Source organism: Microcoleus sp. N3A4 (genome assembly GCF_036701805.1).
Taxonomy (GTDB): domain Bacteria; phylum Cyanobacteriota; class Cyanobacteriia; order Cyanobacteriales; family Microcoleaceae; genus Microcoleus.
The window spans coordinates 21,048-38,311 of record NZ_JAUBRJ010000044.1; the positions used below are offsets into that span (position 1 = coordinate 21,048).

The following is a 17,264-nucleotide window of genomic DNA, read 5'->3' on the forward strand; positions in this document are numbered from 1 at the left end:
GCGAGCGGGACGCTCGCACTAACCAACAACCAATAACCAACAACCAATTCCCAATAACTAAGGACTAATGACTAATGACTAATGACTGATGACTAATGACTAATTTGGCTTTTTAGATTTCAGAAAATAAGCTTGAAACACCTCTTTGGCGATCGGGGCCGCGGCAACAGAACCAAAACCGCCATTTTCCACAACCACGGCGATCGCAATTTCCGGCTTGTCAGCAGGCCCGAAGGCCACATACAAAGAGTGATCCTGCTGTCCGATGACCTCCGAAGTCCCTGTTTTGCCCGCCGTCATCGGAATCGTACCGTCATTCATCCCCTGTCCAGTACCCTCGGCAACCACCGCGATCAGCCCCTCCTTAATCACCTGAATCGTCGAAGGTTTCATCCCCGTATATACCGATTTAGTCTGGGGTTTGCCAGTCATAGAAGTCAAAAGATGGGGCTTCACCCGATAGCCGCCGTTAGCGATCGAACTCACCATCACCGCCTCCTCCAAAGGAGTCACCAACACCAACCCCTGACCGATCGCCATCGTTACCGTATCACCCGCATACCAAGGTTCTTTATAAATTTTCTCCTTGTCATCCGGCGTCGGGATTTGACCGTGATCGCCGCCGCTTAGCCCCAAAAGGTTTAAATTCGTATCCTTGCCAATTCCCAAGCGGTGTCCCCACTTAGAAATTTGCTCCGGCCCCGTACTCATCCCCACTTGATAAAAAAACGTATTGCTGCTGAAAGCCAAGGCATCCCGAAAGCCTATGTAGCCGTAACCGCCGCTGTGTTCGTTAAAATCAATTCCCCCCACAGTAATGTAAGACGAAGTACCGAGAATTGAGTCCGGCGAAAACTTGCCCGACTCCATGCCCGCGACGGAAGTCACAATTTTAAAAGTGCTGCCGGGGGGATAGCCTTGCATGGCCCGATTCAAAAATGAATTTTCCTGGTCTTGAAGAGTTGCCCAGTCATCCTTACTGATTTTTCGCGTAAACAGATTGGGGTCAAAAGTCGGGTGGCTGGCCATAACTAATACCGCGCCAGTTTTCACGTCCAGGGCAACTACTGCCCCCCGGCGGTTCCCCAGGGCTGTTTCCGCTGCTTTTTGCATTTCCAAGTCTATGGTTAGCTGCACCGCCTCGCCGGGTTTGGGCGGTGTCTCTCCCATCAGCCGCAATTCTTGATTTTGAGCATTTACCTCGATCAGCCGATCGCCCCAAACTCCCGCAATCTGCTTGTTAGAACTCGCTTCTATGCCCATCTGACCGACAATCATCCCCATCGGATATTCCGGGTGAGCTTCCAAGTCTGCTGCGGTAGCTTCGCCAATATATCCGAGAACGTGAGCCGCCAAACTGCCTTCGGGATAGTAGCGGTTCGCTTCTGGCCGCACTTCCACTCCCCGCATTTGTCCCACCTGTTCTGCTAGCGGCACAAACACCTCTGGCGACATCGCTTGCTTGATCCGCACCGGTCTGTAGGATAGAGGATCGACCTGTTTTAATTTTTGTAAAATTTCTTTGCTCGGAATTTTGATCAGCGGACTCAACTTTTCTGCTGTCGCTTTCCACTCTTCCGGCGTTTGTTCTTTCGGCCACAAATATACCGATCGAGCTAAATTGTTTCCCGCTAGCAGCTTGCCTTTGCGATCGATAATGTGTCCGCGATTCGCCGGCATTGGCACTAGGCGAACGCGATTGTTTTCGGCTCGTTCTCGGTTTTGCTTCCCTTGTACCAGTTGCAATTCCACCAGGCGACTAGCGTGCAGGCCGAGCAAACCGGTTGCCACCAGCATAAACACGAGCGCCCGGTGTATCGGACGATCTTGTTTTTTAGGAGTTTCCCCCAGGGTTTTGTCAGAAGAATGAAATCCTGATATCGAATAAAATTGTCGTTGCATCATTCTATAGGTAGATGTCAAATCCTAGATTTTAGATTCCTGATTGTCAATTGTGAAGTATACATCATCAGATTGAGGACGATCGGGCATTAACCGTTGGGGGAAGCGGAACGATCGATAATTAACTTTTGACTAATAACTAATCACTCCTGACTGCTGACTGCTGACTAATCCCCCAAGCACCAAGAAATCGCCAGCAAAATCAAGATCGGGCTCAGCCAATTAGGGAACTGGAGCCAGCCGAATAGACCCATAGGTAACAATACCAAAATCTGTGTCAATAGGGAACAGATCGCCAACAGCAAGGCTAAGAGTATCAAATTTATCATCTTGACACCGTACAATTTCGGATAGGAGTCGATCGTCTGTGGCAGAAATTGGAGTGGCACTCGGAGCGCGATCGCACAGGTCATTGTCCTGATAGAAATAAGGAACACAAGCCAGGAGGTTTTGAACTAATTTTAAAAAAATTATTCTTCCTCCAGAGTTCGGATTCTAGGGGCTGTGATGGGTAAATTCTGAGTTGTGATTTTAAGTTGTGACCGAGGAGTATTGCCATGTTGTTTAATCAGCGAGCCCATTTCAAAAACGGTGCGATCTTGGCGGCGATCGCCGCGATCGCCGCCCTACCAGTTTTAGCAGAAACAGCCAATTTCGGCACTTTAACTTTATCGCGAGGTTTTGGGGCCCCAACAGCAGTTTTGAGAGGTTCCACAGGCGGATCGTACTCTCTATCTGCCATTGCCAACGCCGATCGCCACAAAAACAAATGTTTGGGCTTTGCCACTCCAACTCCCGACCACATCATAGTCTTGCAGCAAAACTTTTCAAAACTCACAATCCAAGTCAACAGCAGAGGCAAGGACACAACCTTACTCGTACAAGGCCCAGGTAATGCGGTGCGCTGCGGAGACGACGCAGGTCAGAATAAAGATGCCGGCATTGTTGATTCTGACTGGCAAGCAGGCTCTTACAGGATTTGGGTCGGTACTCTCGAAGCCGGAGTCAAGTCTAACTATACAATCTCAGTACAGGAATAGAACGCAGTGGCGCTGTGGGATGGGGGCAAGAAAATATCATCAAATTCTCCCTCAATATCCCAATCTCCCACTCCCCCACTCCCAATCTCCCCCAATCTCCCAATCTCCCAATCTCCCACTCCCCCACTCCCCTCTCCGACTCTCCCCCCATCCGGTAAAATTGAAAGTGGCGTGTTTAACCAAAATTGGTAACTCTGAAAGTGCTAAAGACCCTTAGAGCTGACTTCAGTATAATTTTCGATCGCGACCCTGCCGCTCGCAACTGGCTGGAAGTTTTATTTTGTTACCCCGGTCTTCAGGCCTTAGTGCTGCACCGCCTCGCACACTGGCTTTACGTGCTGGGACTTCCCTTCATCCCCCGCTTGATTTCCCACATTGCTCGTTTTTTGACCGGAATTGAAATTCACCCGGGGGCAACGATCGGCAAAAGCGTATTCATCGACCACGGTATGGGGGTTGTGATCGGCGAAACAGCGATTATCGGCGATTTTGCCCTAATTTACCAAGGTGTCACCCTTGGCGGCACAGGCAAGGAAAGCGGCAAACGTCACCCTACCGTCGGCGAAAATGTAGTAGTCGGTGCCGGCGCCAAGGTACTCGGCAATCTGCTAATTGGCAACAACGTCCGCATCGGCGCCGGTTCCGTCGTACTCCGGGACGTACCGTCTGATTGTACAGTGGTAGGGATTCCCGGCCGCATCGTCTATCGATCGGGAGTGCGCGTCAACCCCCTAGAACACGGCAGTTTGCCGGATTCCGAAGCCGTCGTGATTCGCTCATTGCTCGATCGCATCGAGTCTCTCGAACAACAAGTAAAAAGTTTGCTTCCTCAAGCATCTGTCTCCTTAACTTCTGTTGCCAATTCCGATTCAGCATTCCCAACTTTAAATCAAACCACCAATGTAGCTGTAGCGGAAAAACCCCAATTAGCTGTTGCCACCACTTGTCAGTTAAAAGATAAAGCAATTGAAGAGTTTTTTGACTGCAGCGGCATCTGAGGAGTTAAAAATTCAAAATAAAAAATCCCAGTCTCTGTTTTTGATTTTTAATTTTTTACGGATTGACCGATCGCACAGACCAATTTCCCTCCCCGTCGCGCCGATAAAGCGATCGGTTCTGCGGTTCCCCTCGCAACTCCAAAAAATCCACCGTTTCCGGTTCCAACAACAGCAAGCAAAAATTAGGCAGCGGCTCGATCGCATCTGGGGAAGCAGAATCAAAAGCACCAGCCTCCGCTTTGTCTTCCCCCGGATGCGGCCAAGCAAACTGCGATCGAGCAGCCTCAGAAAGCTCCTGCCAAGCTGTGCGGCGCGATGAGCACAACTCTGCCTCTGCATAATCTGCCCCAACCAAAACTAGCTTTCCAGCAATCCGAAATTGTTCGCGAGTTTTGGGGAAATACCAGCAAATTTCCCCCCAAGGATAGAGGTTAATTTCCTCAGTTTTTTCACTGCGAATATCTGTAATAAATTTCAACTGATTAGTATCTCCTAAAAAACCTCGAAACACCACAGTGCGGTTGGCCGGACGCCCGGTGGCGCGAACAGTTGCTAGTTGCAAGTAGCGGGCAAAAGCGAGACTGCGGTTGCGGTGGAGGGCACGAGCTAAGGGCGATCGCCAAAGTGCTAAAGACATAATTAATAACCTATCATATTGGTAATGGGATTAGTCATTAGTCATTAGTCATTAGTCCTTAGTCCTTAGTCCTTAGTCAGTAGTCCTTAGTCCTTAGTTATTGAGAATTGGGAATTGGGAATTGGGCATAGTTTCTTGTTTTTCTTCTGACTTCTGACTTCTGACTTCTGACTTCTGACTTCTGACTTCTGACTTCTGACTAATGACTACTGACTACTGACTACTGACTACTGACTACTGACTACTGACTGCTAGCTAATAACTAATGACTGCTAGCTAATAACTAATGACTGCTAGCTAATAACTAATGACTGCTGACTAATGACTCTTCTTTCTGCTATTGGTCATTTTATGTCAAATTCACTTTCCAAACTCAAAACTATTGAAACTCCCCACAGCGGCTACCACTGGGACGGCAGTTCCAGGCGCTTTTTTGAAGGTTGGTACTATCGAATAACATTACCGATTCACGGACAATCCTTTGCATTCATGTATTCCATCGAAGACCCCAGAGGCGGTCAACCTTACAGCGGCGGTGCAGCTCAAATTCTCGGCCCGAAAGATAGCTATTTGTGCCGAACCTTCCCCGATGTAAATAAGTTTTGGGCGCACCGAGAAAGCTTGGGTTTCGGACATTGGGGCAAAACAGATTTACAAATTAAACCGCAATATTTAGAGCCGCAAATATTCGACAGCAGCGTCGAAGAAGGCTATCAAGCTACTGCTACTTTGAATCAAGGTTATCTGCACGATCCGGGAAGCGGCAGCCGCTGTTTTTGGCAGTACGAAATTCAACCTGTTTACGGCTGGGGTAACTCAGATGATATCCAGAAATCTACGGCGGGAATGCTATCTTTTCTGCCCGTATTTGAACCGGGCTGGCAAATTTTAATGGCTCACGGTTTAGCTACGGGCTGGATTGATTGGAACGGCCAACGCTACGAATTTAAAGATGCTCCCGCTTACAGCGAAAAAAACTGGGGCGGTGCTTTTCCGCAAAAGTGGTTTTGGATTAATTGCAATTGTTTTCAAGGCGAAAAGGATTTAGCTTTAACTGCTGGTGGCGGCAAGCGGGGCGTGCTGTGGTGGATGGAATCGGTAGCAATGATTTGTCTGCATTACCGAGGCAAATTTTACGAATTTGTGCCTTGGAATTCACAAGTTAGTTGGAATATTGAACCTTGGGGAAGCTGGAAAATGCAGGCGAGAAACAGTCAGTTTGAAGTTGAGTTGATTGGCACTGCAAACAGTCCTGGTACTTATGTGCGAACTCCTACTGAAAAAGGCATGGCTTTTTGCTGCCGGGATACGACGCACGGGGAATTGCGCTTGCAACTGCGAGAGTTGTTGGGGGGAAATGTTGAAAAAAATGGCAAGCAGCGTTCTAGAATTATCTTAGAGGCTCAAAGTTCTTTATCGGGTTTGGAGGTTGGGGGCGGGCCTTGGGATGAAACTTGGCGATCGAATTAAGTCATTAGTCATTAGTCAGCAGTCATTAGTCAGCAGTCATTAGTCAGCAGTCATTAGTCAGTCGTCAGTCGTCAGTCGTCAGTCGTCAGTCGTCAGTTAATAGTTAACAGTTAACAGTAGTCTGAACAGCCATGAGCAATTTACTCGGTTTGCAATTAGGTGAATTTTACAGCAGCCAGCGGTTACAACAAGCTCTCAAGGTGATTTTGGGACTAATTATATGTTTGGGCACAATCTTGGTGCCGGCGGCAATTGCTAGTGCTGCCGGTGATTTGTCTCGCCAACCAGTGACCGAAATTACTGTTAGTTTGGGTAACGAAGCTGGGGAACTTAAGTTTTTTCCCAATCTGCTAGAATTTGAATCGGGCAAGCGCTATAAATTAGTGCTGACAAATCCCAGTTCGCAGAAACATTATTTCACTGCTAAAAACTTTGCTGATGCGAGTTGGACTCAAAAAGTTGAAGCTGGTAATGTGGAAATTAAAGGAGCTATTCACGAACTGGAACTTAAATCGGGCGCTATGGCAGAATGGGTGTTTGTGCCGATGAAATCGGGAAGCTACAACCTTCGGTGTACGGTAGCCGGACATACAGAGGCGGGGATGATTGGGAAAATTACGATCGCCTCTTAACGCCAATCTCCGATCGTTTCTGCGGACATCCTATCAATTTCCCATTAATTACCGACAAACAATCGAACTTTCCGACCTTCTACACGCTTTTCAAGCTGACTCTAGCGGAGCCATTGTCAGTCCAGCACGGCTCAATTGCATATGATAAAGTTCTGCTTGCTCTTGCGGGCCAACCCAGACGGTTGCCTGGCCTTCGTTGTGGATTTGGTTGGCGAGTTTCCAAGCTCGATCGCTCGTCATCCCTGGAATGTATTTAGTCAAACATTCCACAACGTGCTGAAATGTGTTGAAATCGTCGTTGAGGACTATTACCCGATAGTTGGGATAAGGTTTGCGGGTAACTTGACTCGATCGAACGGGTGCTATGGTTGGTGAAGAGGTCATCGCGCGAACAGCCACTGAAACTACAAAATTTGTAAAAAAGTTACCGATAGCACTATAACACAATTTCTGAAATTTTTAACCCCTACTTGGTATTTTGATCTGCTTCGGGGTCTATTTTTACCCATGCGTCCTGCGTTGCACCGCGCACCTCAAACGCAAGTTAACAGTAGACCTCTTGCAAAAATAATTAGGACGGGCTCTCCGGCCCATCCCACAATAAAAAATAACTCTTGTGGGACGGGCCGGAGAGCCCGTCCCATCAATTGATGAAAGGATTTTTGCAAGAGGTCTAGTCATCTCAAGAAGGACGATCGCGATCGCTGCAAACCTATTAAGTTTGTAGTGAGCGCGTCCGTCCTCAAACTGAGATGCTATTAAGCCGCAGCCAAATTTGCTGCTGCGAAATCCCAGTTAGCCAAATTATCCAAGAAATTAGTAATGTAGTCGGGACGGCGGTTTTGGAAATCCAAATAATAAGCGTGTTCCCACACATCCAAAGTCAGCAACGGAGTTTGGCCGTGTGCAACCGGGGTGTCGGCGTTGGCAGTTTTGGTAACTTTCAAAGTGCCGTTATCTAAAACCAGCCAAGCCCAGCCGCTACCGAACTGAGTTGTCGCAGCAGTCTTAAATTCTTCTTTGAATTTGTCGAAGCTGCCGAAGTCAGCGTTGATTTTCTCAGCTAAAGGTCCTGTCGGAGTGCCGCCGCCGCCTGGTTTGAGGGAATTCCAAAAGAAATTGTGGTTCCAAACCTGACCTGCATTGTTGAAAATGCCGGCTTTGGATGGATCTTTAGCAGATTCCTTGACAATTTCTTCGAGGGATTTGCTGGCAAGTTCGGTGCCTTCAATCAGTTTGTTTAGATTGGTCACGTAAGCAGCGTGGTGCTTGTCGTGGTGGAACGAAAACGTGTGGGCCGACATATGATCTGACTCTAGGGCGTCAGGGGCGAAGGGTAATGGTGCAAGTTCAAATGTCATGGTGTTCAATCCTCTCTGGATTACTTTTGGTTTTTCGGTTAACTTACCGGCTTTTGTATGATTAAAGCCGAGAGTCGCTAGCTTGAGTTTATCAAGCTGTGGTCAATAATTCTTTACAATTTTCATATTGTATAGCAGTTGCAGCATTTTAGGATTTTGACCTTCATCAGCCAGGGTACAAGCCCCCGGATTCATCCGTGCATAAATAAAAAATATAGTATCCGATAACCAGCCCCCGGATTCATCCGTGAGGTCGCTTTCTTCAATTATCCCATTCTTCAATCTAAAATCTAAAATCTAAAATCTAAAATCGATTGGCTTCTGCTTTTCACCAGTCAAATCTACTAATCGCATGTGGGAATATCACAAACTTTGGCAAAATGTCAACCCGCCTGCGCGGTAAATAAAAGTTTATGGCAAATTGTCAACAGAGGGAATTTTTATAATTGTTATAAATAAATTAAACCGATTTTTTGTTAAAGATAAGCTCACTTTAACTTAAGCTGTAAACAAGTCAAACAGATTGCAGGTGCCGTCTATGCAAAACCGTTCAAATAACCAGATTAATCACCCCCCGCAATGGTTGAATCTGAAACTAATAGTCAGCGCTCTCGAAACAGTTCAAGATTTAATTGTAATTTCTTTGTGTATCGGTTTGTTCTGTTTCATGGTACTCGAACTGCGAGAAATGTTTTTCTCGCTGCTGCCTCCTTTGAATTTTCAGCAAGTGACTGCCGACATTCTATTTTTATTAGTTTTGGTGGAATTATTTCGGCTGCTAATTATTTACTTGCAAGAGCAGCGCGTTTCGATAGGGGTGGCTGTGGAAGTTTGTATAGTGTCTGTTTTGCGAGAAATCATCGTGCGGGGAGTGCTGGAAACTCCCTGGGTTCAAATATTATCAACAGGTGGATTTTTGCTGGTTTTGGGAGTGTTGTTGGTAGTCCGAGTTTGGTTGCCGCCAACCTTCGAGGGAATTGACCCGGAACGCCGCATGGCTAACAGAAATAGAAATCAGTCAGAGCCTGAATCTTCTTCCGAATCTGTTGCAATCAATAGCAAATTGAATTCTCATTGAGTATGGCGGGACAGGCGATTTTAGATTTTAGTTTTACTCTTATATCGCTTGTCACGTTACCAGCCCTCATTTCGCGTAAAACTGAGATGTTGCACCATTGTCAAGAACGGGCAAGATGTCCGTTCCATAAAGAGTAGATTTTCTTGTGGGGAGTAGGGGTTGGGCAGGAGAACCCGCCCAAAAAAGGATTATTGAGAATGGTGCAAGATGTCAGGTCAAATCAACCTGATAACGTTTGCAGTGAGGACTAAAATCCTCTGAAAATGCAGAGGACTGTAGTCCTCACTACAAACACCAGCTTCATCAGTCATTCCCAATTATTCAAATCGAAAATCGAAAATCGAAAACCTAAAATGGTATTACCCGTTAGCCTGCAATTCCCCCAAACGAGCCAACACTTCTTTCGAGTGAATCGCCGGATTAACCTTCACAAAAGTTTCGCGCAAAATGCCCTTTGGGTCAATAAGAAAACTGTGCCGGGACGAGATAAAACTCATCCAAGAACCATAAGCTTTACTGACTTTGCCGTCGGTATCAGCTAACAGCGGAAATTTCAAGCCTTCCGAATCGCAAAATTCCGCGTGGGAGTTGACATCATCAGCGCTAATGCCGATAATTTGAGTATTCTTTGCCAAGTATTTCGGCAAGTCTTGCTGAAATCTCCGTGCTTCGATCGTACAACCGGATGTAAAGTCTTTCGGATAGAAATAAACTACCAGCCACTTACCGCGATAATCTGACAGGGACACTTGTCCGCCTCCGCTGTTTGTCGGCAAAGAAAACTCCGGCGCTGGTTGATTTATCGGAGGAAGCTTGCCGCCGAGGGCAAAGGCAGGGGAGGGAAAATTGAAACTCAGAAAAACTAGACAAATTGCCAATAAAGTGGTAAAAAACTTGCGGCGAGACATCATAAATTTAGAAGTAGAACTGTACTTAACACAAGTTTACAGTTTTCTGATTAAATGGGTAAGGGCAATTCGCGGATTGCTTCTAAAACGCCAAGACCACTCACTCAAATAGCAATTTACCATGAGCGCTGCACTCCCGTTAACAGGCAAAGTTCTAGTAGTCCAGGTAATTAACGGTCAACCCGTTACGATCGAAGTAGACGGCACTAATGCCCCGATTACTGGGGGAAATTTTGTTGACTTAGTTGAACGCGGCATTTACGACGGGGTGATGTTTCACCGAGTTGTGCGCCAGCCAGATCCTTTTGTGGTGCAAGGAGGCGATCCGCGCAGCAAAGATACTACAATTCCAGCCAGTCAATTGGGAACGGGGAGTTTTATTGACCCGGATACCAATCAGGCGCGTTTTATTCCTTTGGAAATTAAGCCGCAAGGGGCCGCGCAACCTGTTTACAACCAAATTGTGACTCAGACACCGCAGTTGCAGCACACTCTCGGGGCCGTGGCAATGGCTCGTTCTACAGCTTTGGATTCGGCTTCTTCGCAGTTTTATTTTGCTTTGGATGCTTTGCCGTTTTTGGATGGTAATTATGCTGTTTTTGGCAACGTTATTCAAGGTTTTGAAACGGTGAATGCGGTGCAGCAGGGCGATCGCATTTCGACTGCAAAAGTCGTTCAAGGAATCGTTCCCAGCCGGGTTTCTAGCATAATTAGCGATGTTAATGTGCTCAACGATTTAATCAATAGTACCAATTTCGTAAATCTATCTTTGCAAGCGCTCAGACTGCCAAACACTCCCAACAACTATCAAGTCACTTCCCAAGACTCTCAGCAAAATCCCAGCGGTGTACTGGGAGGTAGCGCAAACGATCGCATCGTCGGTTCACCCACTGATGATGCAATTAATGGCAGCCAAGGCAACGATACCATCAGTGGCGAAGCCGGTGACGACTTTTTGCGAGGCGGCAAAGGTAACGACTCCATTAGCGGTAGTGTTGGGAACGATATTCTGATTGGCAATTTCGGTGACGATACTCTCAATGGTGATGCTGGTAACGACTTTTTGCGAGGCGGTCAAGGGAATGATATCTTAATTGGTGGTGATGGCAATGATATTTTGATTGGAGATACAGGCAACAATACTCTCACAGGAGGTAGTGGTGCAGATACTTTTGTTTTGCTGGGAGTAGATCCTGCTTCTCTTCCTTTTATTATCCTGCTCCCGACAAGTCATACAATAGTTGATTTTAGACCAGAGGAAGGCGATCGCATTGCTTTGACAGGAAAATTATCCGATACTACATTCACTCAATCTGGAAGCAATACTGTCATTAACTTGGCAGGGGCTTCTACTGTGGTACAAAATTCTACTGTCGCCTCTGTTCAAAATGCAGCCTTTGCAATTCCTTTATCTACGATTCCTCGTCCTAACGATCTACCAACTGGGGATGCAGCATTGAGAATTGGCTAACTTTAACTATTAGGTGTAGGGTGCTTGTGGCGCACCTTACAAATTCCCCAATTCCCAATTCCCCAATTCCCCAATTCCCCAATTCCCCAATTCCAAATTCCCAATTTCCCAATTCAACTAATACCATAGCTGTCTAATTTTAGAAACTGCATCTCGATAAGAATCCATTCTCCCCTGCTGCTTAAAAAGCCCTGCCGCTTTCTGAAAATCCTCAAATGCTCCCTGAACCTCTCTCAATTTATATCTAGTCACTCCTCGGTTGAAGTAAGCTTTAGCAAAATCGCGATCGAGGCGAATTGCTGACTCAAAGTCAGCTAGTGCTGCCAGGGAATTTTCCATTTGCAGGCGGATAGCACCTCGGTTAAAGTAAGCTTGGGTTAAATTGGGGTTGATCAGCAGTGCCGAGTTGTAATCCGCGATCGCCGCAGTATAATCTTTTAAACGAGTCAGCATAAACGCGCGATTGCTGTAATACTTGGCTCGGTAAGGATTGAGTTCAATGGCGGTAGTTAAATCTTCAACGGCAGGCTGTTTGTAGCCTAATTTGTAGCGGGCCATACCTCGATCGTTGTAAGCTGACGCGAAGTGCGGATTAATCTTAATTGTGGCAGTAAAATTTTTAATTGCACCGTAAAAATCTTGTTGTTTGAGATTTTTTAAACCCTGAGTATAAAACTTTCTGGTTCTAAGCTTTAAAATTGTTTCTTGTCGAGATTCAGCTTGCTCGCCCGAAAATACTTGGCCTGCAATATTAGCGAATCCCAAAGATTCGATCGACTGAAAAATAGTTGTGACAACTAATTGGCTCGGGAGAATGGGGATAGTAGGCATGAGAGGGCAGGTGTTTAACTGTATGCTCTAATTTTCCTCGATATTTCAGCTACTGGCAGTGATATCCGTACTCTCAGAAACGTGATAAGTTTGATGAGAATTGGTGATGCTCGGGGCTTGACTTGTGTGAGGGGAGTTGGGCTTAGTTAGTGATGCCGATCGCAATTAGGGAGAATTGCGTCTAGAACCCCCTAAATCTGGGATTTTCCGGCGGGCTGGGCGGTTCCTTTCTTTGTATGTTCAGAAGTTCCTACCTGGATTGTTTGGAGGGATGCCCCTGCAGTATGGGAGCATCCCAATTTGGTAAAAAGCCGTTTTTTAGGAGTGCGAGCGTCTCGCTCGCGATCTAGCCGCGAGCGAGACGCTCGCACGCTAGATCATCGAAATATATTATTCTGATGCAACCGTCCATGATATGAAAGCAAAAATGGGATGCCCCTGCAGTATCGATCGCCACTGCCCGCCGGAAGTATCACTTGGTAGCGATATTCCACTGGCAAAGCCCGATCGAACTTGCGATCGTCTTAAACCCAGTTTTGACGAAAAATATTAGTTTGGCAGCGAGGCATCTGTGAAGCAACCGGGTTTCTAGCTTAGAGCGTCTAAGACTTCCTGAGTTAAGTTTGTGCCTGCGCCAACCCCGATTAACATTTCACTAATATTTTTGAGTAATATTGCTGAGGAAAGTTGCAGGTTATTTGTTATGCTTTGATTAGACATCAATAATTTATGGCGCAAATTAGTGTCAATGAAAAGAGTTATGAGGTTGAAAACTTTCTTCGCGGCAGTATTGGCGATCGTCCTGTTCACTCTCTACTTAACTCCTCCTGTTATGGCCGCAAATGCGGAGGATTTGAGTCAGCTATTAAAAGATAATTGGTGCGTCAGTTTTTTGTGGAAGCAGTGCGATTTGAGCGCTGTGGATTTGCGGGGAGCTAATCTCCAAGAAGCCAACTTGAGCGGCGCAAATTTGTCCGGTGCAAATTTGTCCGGTGCAAATTTAAAAAATGCTGACCTTTCTGGCGCAGACCTCAGCGGCGCTAATTTAGCAAATGCTGATATTTTAGGCACGGATCTCAGCAGATCAAATTTGACAGAAGCTAATTTCAACGGCACGAAATTGTGGGACGCAAATCTGACTTTGGCAAATCTGAGTCGCGCCAATTTACAAGATGCTAATTTGTTAGATTCTCGACTTTGGGGAAGCAATCTCACCCAAGCTAATTTAACTGATGCGACGCTGCACGGTGCTGACTTGCAATATGCTAATTTGGCAGACACTAATTTGACAGGGGCTGACTTGCACAGCTTCTTTTTCCGAGGTTCCAAACAAGTCACAAATTTGAGCAATGCTAATTTAGAAGGCGCTGTTTTAACGGGAGCCAATCTCAGAGGTGCGGTGCTGGCAGGGGCAATAATGCCAGACGGCTCTATTAATGAAGAAAGTGGCTTTAATTTACAATAAAGTCGGTCTGAATCATTTCAAGAACAAGCAATAACAGTCAAGATGCCTGTTTCACAATTTATGACTTTTCTTGTGGAATGGAAAAAAACGGTTCCTAAAAGCTGGTAGAGGATGGTGTCCAGATATCACTTTAAACCAGGGTGCGATCGACTTTTCAACTCCCAAGCTGCGCCCATTGCCAACAGCTTGTTGAGGATGCTGTCCAGATATCAATTTAAACCAGGGTGCGATCGACCTTTCAACTCCAAACCAGTAAATCTCGCTAAAATCTTAAATCTCAAACCGAACCTGCGCGCATCTGTTACAATTTTCAACAAAGCCAGAACAGCCCCGAACCTGAAGTCACCTGCCTAGGGATACAAGCCCCCGACAGGAGTCGTGAAGAGCAAAAAAATTAGATATTTAGTTTAAACTCCCAGATTCATCTGTAGAGTCAATCTAAAATCTAAAATCGATCGGCTGTGGAGTCAATCTAAAATCTAAAATCTAAAATCGATCGGCTGTGGAGTCAATCTAAAATCTAAAATCTAAAATCTAAAATCTAAAATCGACTGATGGAAACCCTGCAAACTCAACTTTACGAACTCGCACAATTTGCTAATAATTTAGTAAATACTCAACTGACGCACCTCAGTTTAATCAGCGTCGGAGTCATCTTTCTGGCAGGGTTGCTAACGAGCTTAACGCCCTGTATGCTTTCAATGTTACCGATTACGATCGGCTACATCGGCGGATACGAAGCAAAAAGCCGCCTGCAAGCCGCCGCCCAGTCGGCCTGGTTTTCTTTGGGATTGGCCACTACCCTTGCGGGTTTAGGCATTGTAGCATCATTTGCCGGACAAGTTTACGGCAAAATTGGCCTTGGTTTGCCAATTCTTGTCAGCATTATTGCTATTCTAATGGGGCTGAATTTACTCGAAGCTTTACCCTTACAAATGCCGTCTTTCGACGCTGTGGGGTGGGTGCCGAAAGATTTGCCTGCGGGCGTGCGATCGTACTTATTGGGCTTAACTTTTGGTTTAGTAGCGTCTCCGTGCAGCACGCCGGTTTTAGCTACACTCTTAGCTTGGGTTTCCAAAACGGGGGATACTGTTTTAGGTGGTGTGTTGCTGCTATTTTACGCTGCTGGCTACGTCGCTCCGCTGATTGTAGCAGGTACTTTTACCGCGAGCATTAAAAAGTTGTTAGAATTGCGTCGGTGGTCGAGTTGGATTACGCCTGTTAGCGGTGTTTTGCTAGTAGGATTTGGCGTTTTTTCGCTGGTTTCTCGCATACTTCCCGCGTAAGGTTCGTAGTAAGGACTTCAGTCCTTATTTAAGGATATAGCAATCACTACGGAATGCGTGAATTAAGTTTTTTTGACGCACCGCGAAGACGCGAAGAACACGAAGGAAGAAAGAAAGAAAAGAGAAAGAATTCAAAATTGATTGAGACTTGCTCGATAAAAATAATAATATTTTATTCATTTTTTGTTTTTTATTCCTATTTCTTCCTTCTTCCCTCTTCCCTCTTCCCTCTTCCTTCTTCCCTCTTCCTTCTTCCTTCTTCCTTCTTCCTTCTTCCTTCTTCCCTCTTCCTTCTTCCCTCTTCCTTCATAATTACCAATGACATCAAAAGAAGTATTTCTATCTAAACTATCAGACTGGGCGACTGCCCCTCAAAGGTTTTTCAAGCGAGAAATCTTGCCGGTGCTAGCAGATTTGCGGCTGGCAATTATCTTGCTGCTGGCGATCGCATTTTTCAGCATTTCCGGCACAGTCATCGAACAAGGTCAATCAGTACCCTTTTACCAATCTAACTATCCAGAACACCCAGCCCTTTTCGGCTTCCTAACTTGGAAAGTTGTGCTACTTGCAGGACTAGACCACGTATACCGCACTTGGTGGTTTTTGTCAATTCTAATTTTGTTCGGAAGCAGCTTAACAGCTTGTACATTTACCCGACAATTTCCAGCATTAAAAGCCGCCCGCCGCTGGAAATTTTATGAAGAACCAAAGCAGTTTGAAAAATTAGCTCTCAGTGCGGAATTAGACACAGTTTCTTTGACTTCGTTAGAACAACTTTTGCAGCAAAAAAACTACCGCATATTTCGAGAAGGCGAAAAAGTTTATGCTCGCAAGGGCATAATTGGGAAAATTGGCCCGATTATTGTTCACGCCAGTATGCTAATTATTTTAGCTGGGTCGATGTGGGGCGCGATGACGGGATTTCTCGGTCAAGAAATGGTTCCCAGCGGCGAAACATTTCGGGTGCAGAATATCATAGATGCGGGGCCTTGGGCGGGGCCGCAAATACCGAAGGATTGGTCGATGCGAGTTAATCGGTTCTGGATCGATTACAGTCCGAGCGGTGCGATCGATCAATTTTACTCGGATCTGTCAGTTTTGGACAAAAAAGGCCAAGAGGTCGATCGCAAAACCATTCACGTTAACGAGCCCCTCAGATACCGGGGAGTCACTTTTTATCAAGCAGATTGGGCAATAGCCGCCGTGCGAGTTCGCCTCAACAAAAGCCCGGTTTTACAATTACCAATGGCTCAGTTAGATACTCAAGGTAAAGGCCGAATTTGGGGTGCTTGGATTCCGACAAAACCAGATTTGAGTGCAGGAGTTTCTTTGCTAGCAAAAGACTTACAAGGCACCATGTTAGTGTACGGTACGGATGGCAAATTGTTAACTACAGTTCGCGCAGGTACAGCGGTGGAAGTTAACGGAGTGATGCTGGCAATTGACGAAGTTGTAGGCAGTACGGGATTGCAAATTAAAGCCGATCCGGGCATTCCGATCGTTTATACTGGCTTCGGGTTGCTAATGCTCAGCGTGCTGATGAGCTATCTGTCTCACTCGCAGATTTGGGCTTTGGAAAAGGACGGCAAACTATACGTCGGCGGGCGCACTAATCGTGCTCAGGTAACTTTTGAAAGAGAAGTTGTGGAGATTTTGGACAAGTTGGCAGAATCGAAACAAGAGGAAGGAAAGGGCGAAATAGCGCCGGCTTCTCTAGCTAGTCAAAATTAATTGTATGGTGGGCATAGCCCACCATTGGTCAACAACCAGGTTAAAGGTAGTATCAGTCCCCCCTAGGGCGTGTTTTCAAACTATAACCACAACAGAATGCAGGCGATCGCGATCGTGGCTGTATAGAACCCATTTGGGATCTTTTACGGTCTTGTGGTAACGTGACCGTAAAAGATGTCAAATGGGTTCTATATGGTAATCCTGACGGAGAACCAACACACGCGGCTAGACAATTACCTAATGGCAAGTGGACGAGTACATTGGGGCGATGGGAAGATATAGAGCATGAATTAGACGGGTTGACAAGTGAGATGTATGGTTCTGTGAAACAAGTTTTAAAGCGATCGATTGAATAAAAGGGTTTATTAGCTAGATGTATTGTTAATGTGAGGGCGATCGCACTTTTGGACGTGAAGGGCGATCGCACTTGACGAAAGAAATTGGTTGAGCTAAA

General features: G+C 46.1%; 18 protein-coding genes. 12 read left to right on the forward strand and 6 right to left on the reverse strand.

Annotated elements, in window-relative coordinates; all coding sequences use genetic code 11:
* Positions 1-99: 99 nt before the first annotated feature.
* Positions 100-1,905, reverse strand: a complete 1,806-nt coding sequence (mrdA, locus tag QUA56_RS22900) for a penicillin-binding protein 2 (RefSeq protein ID WP_333361999.1) — start codon at positions 1,903-1,905, stop codon at positions 100-102.
* A 554-nt stretch (positions 1,906-2,459) separates the two neighbouring features.
* On the opposite strand from mrdA, the gene QUA56_RS22905 reads away from it, so the two are divergent.
* Entirely contained in the window at positions 2,460-2,942 is a 483-nt protein-coding gene (locus QUA56_RS22905; protein WP_333362002.1) for a hypothetical protein, read from the forward strand.
* A gap of 200 nt (positions 2,943-3,142) precedes the next feature.
* On the forward strand, positions 3,143-3,940 hold the full coding sequence (cysE, locus tag QUA56_RS22910) for a serine O-acetyltransferase (RefSeq protein WP_333362005.1): 798 nt from the start codon (positions 3,143-3,145) through the stop codon (positions 3,938-3,940).
* Between the two features lie 55 nt (positions 3,941-3,995).
* Here cysE and QUA56_RS22915 read toward each other — a convergent pair whose 3' ends face one another.
* Complete coding sequence (locus QUA56_RS22915; protein ID WP_333362008.1) at positions 3,996-4,577, reverse strand: Npun_F5749 family FMN-dependent PPOX-type flavoprotein; 582 nt, start codon at positions 4,575-4,577, stop codon at positions 3,996-3,998.
* 351 nt (positions 4,578-4,928) lie between these two features.
* On the opposite strand from QUA56_RS22915, the gene QUA56_RS22920 reads away from it, so the two are divergent.
* Both QUA56_RS22920 and QUA56_RS22925 read left to right on the forward strand, forming a co-directional pair.
* The gene (locus tag QUA56_RS22920) at positions 4,929-6,047 is read left to right on the forward strand and encodes a tocopherol cyclase family protein (protein ID WP_333362106.1); all 1,119 of its coding nucleotides are present in this window, start codon (positions 4,929-4,931) and stop codon (positions 6,045-6,047) included.
* A 131-nt stretch (positions 6,048-6,178) separates the two neighbouring features.
* The gene (locus QUA56_RS22925) at positions 6,179-6,679 is read left to right on the forward strand and encodes a plastocyanin/azurin family copper-binding protein (protein WP_333362011.1); all 501 of its coding nucleotides are present in this window, start codon (positions 6,179-6,181) and stop codon (positions 6,677-6,679) included.
* 90 nt (positions 6,680-6,769) lie between these two features.
* On the opposite strand, the gene clpS is transcribed toward QUA56_RS22925, so the two are convergent.
* Together clpS and QUA56_RS22935 are read right to left on the reverse strand one after the other, a co-directional pair.
* On the reverse strand, positions 6,770-7,063 hold the full coding sequence (clpS, locus tag QUA56_RS22930) for an ATP-dependent Clp protease adapter ClpS (RefSeq protein WP_333362109.1): 294 nt from the start codon (positions 7,061-7,063) through the stop codon (positions 6,770-6,772).
* A 374-nt stretch (positions 7,064-7,437) separates the two neighbouring features.
* Complete coding sequence (locus QUA56_RS22935) at positions 7,438-8,040, reverse strand: superoxide dismutase (protein ID WP_333362014.1); 603 nt, start codon at positions 8,038-8,040, stop codon at positions 7,438-7,440.
* 538 nt (positions 8,041-8,578) lie between these two features.
* On the opposite strand from QUA56_RS22935, the gene QUA56_RS22940 reads away from it, so the two are divergent.
* Positions 8,579-9,118, forward strand: coding sequence for a phosphate-starvation-inducible PsiE family protein (locus QUA56_RS22940; protein ID WP_333362017.1), 540 nt, complete (start codon positions 8,579-8,581; stop codon positions 9,116-9,118).
* A 359-nt stretch (positions 9,119-9,477) separates the two neighbouring features.
* Here the strand turns inward: QUA56_RS22940 and QUA56_RS22945 are convergent, their stop codons facing one another.
* Positions 9,478-10,029 (reverse strand): peroxiredoxin, encoded by a 552-nt coding sequence (locus QUA56_RS22945; RefSeq protein ID WP_333362020.1) that lies wholly within the window; start codon positions 10,027-10,029, stop codon positions 9,478-9,480.
* Between the two features lie 118 nt (positions 10,030-10,147).
* Between QUA56_RS22945 and QUA56_RS22950 the strand changes: the two genes are divergently transcribed.
* Positions 10,148-11,497 carry a peptidylprolyl isomerase gene (locus QUA56_RS22950; protein ID WP_333362023.1) on the forward strand — a complete coding sequence of 450 codons (1,350 nt, stop codon included), beginning with the start codon at positions 10,148-10,150 and terminating at the stop codon, positions 11,495-11,497.
* A 117-nt stretch (positions 11,498-11,614) separates the two neighbouring features.
* On the opposite strand, the gene QUA56_RS22955 is transcribed toward QUA56_RS22950, so the two are convergent.
* Positions 11,615-12,328 (reverse strand): tetratricopeptide repeat protein, encoded by a 714-nt coding sequence (locus QUA56_RS22955; protein WP_333362026.1) that lies wholly within the window; start codon positions 12,326-12,328, stop codon positions 11,615-11,617.
* A 415-nt stretch (positions 12,329-12,743) separates the two neighbouring features.
* On the opposite strand from QUA56_RS22955, the gene QUA56_RS22960 reads away from it, so the two are divergent.
* The 6 genes from QUA56_RS22960 to QUA56_RS22985 all read left to right on the forward strand — a co-directional run bounded on the left by QUA56_RS22960 (position 12,744) and on the right by QUA56_RS22985 (position 17,166).
* Entirely contained in the window at positions 12,744-12,881 is a 138-nt protein-coding gene (locus tag QUA56_RS22960; protein ID WP_333362028.1) for a hypothetical protein, read from the forward strand.
* A 195-nt stretch (positions 12,882-13,076) separates the two neighbouring features.
* Entirely contained in the window at positions 13,077-13,793 is a 717-nt protein-coding gene (locus tag QUA56_RS22965; RefSeq protein ID WP_445242941.1) for a pentapeptide repeat-containing protein, read from the forward strand.
* Positions 13,794-13,904: 111 nt separating this feature from the next.
* Positions 13,905-14,147, forward strand: coding sequence for a hypothetical protein (locus tag QUA56_RS22970; RefSeq protein WP_333362034.1), 243 nt, complete (start codon positions 13,905-13,907; stop codon positions 14,145-14,147).
* Between the two features lie 200 nt (positions 14,148-14,347).
* Positions 14,348-15,079 carry a cytochrome c biogenesis protein CcdA gene (locus QUA56_RS22975; protein WP_445242942.1) on the forward strand — a complete coding sequence of 244 codons (732 nt, stop codon included), beginning with the start codon at positions 14,348-14,350 and terminating at the stop codon, positions 15,077-15,079.
* A 318-nt stretch (positions 15,080-15,397) separates the two neighbouring features.
* Complete coding sequence (locus tag QUA56_RS22980; RefSeq protein ID WP_333362036.1) at positions 15,398-16,810, forward strand: cytochrome c biogenesis protein; 1,413 nt, start codon at positions 15,398-15,400, stop codon at positions 16,808-16,810.
* A 161-nt stretch (positions 16,811-16,971) separates the two neighbouring features.
* Entirely contained in the window at positions 16,972-17,166 is a 195-nt protein-coding gene (locus QUA56_RS22985; RefSeq protein ID WP_333362039.1) for a DUF7689 domain-containing protein, read from the forward strand.
* Positions 17,167-17,264 lie beyond the last annotated feature (98 nt).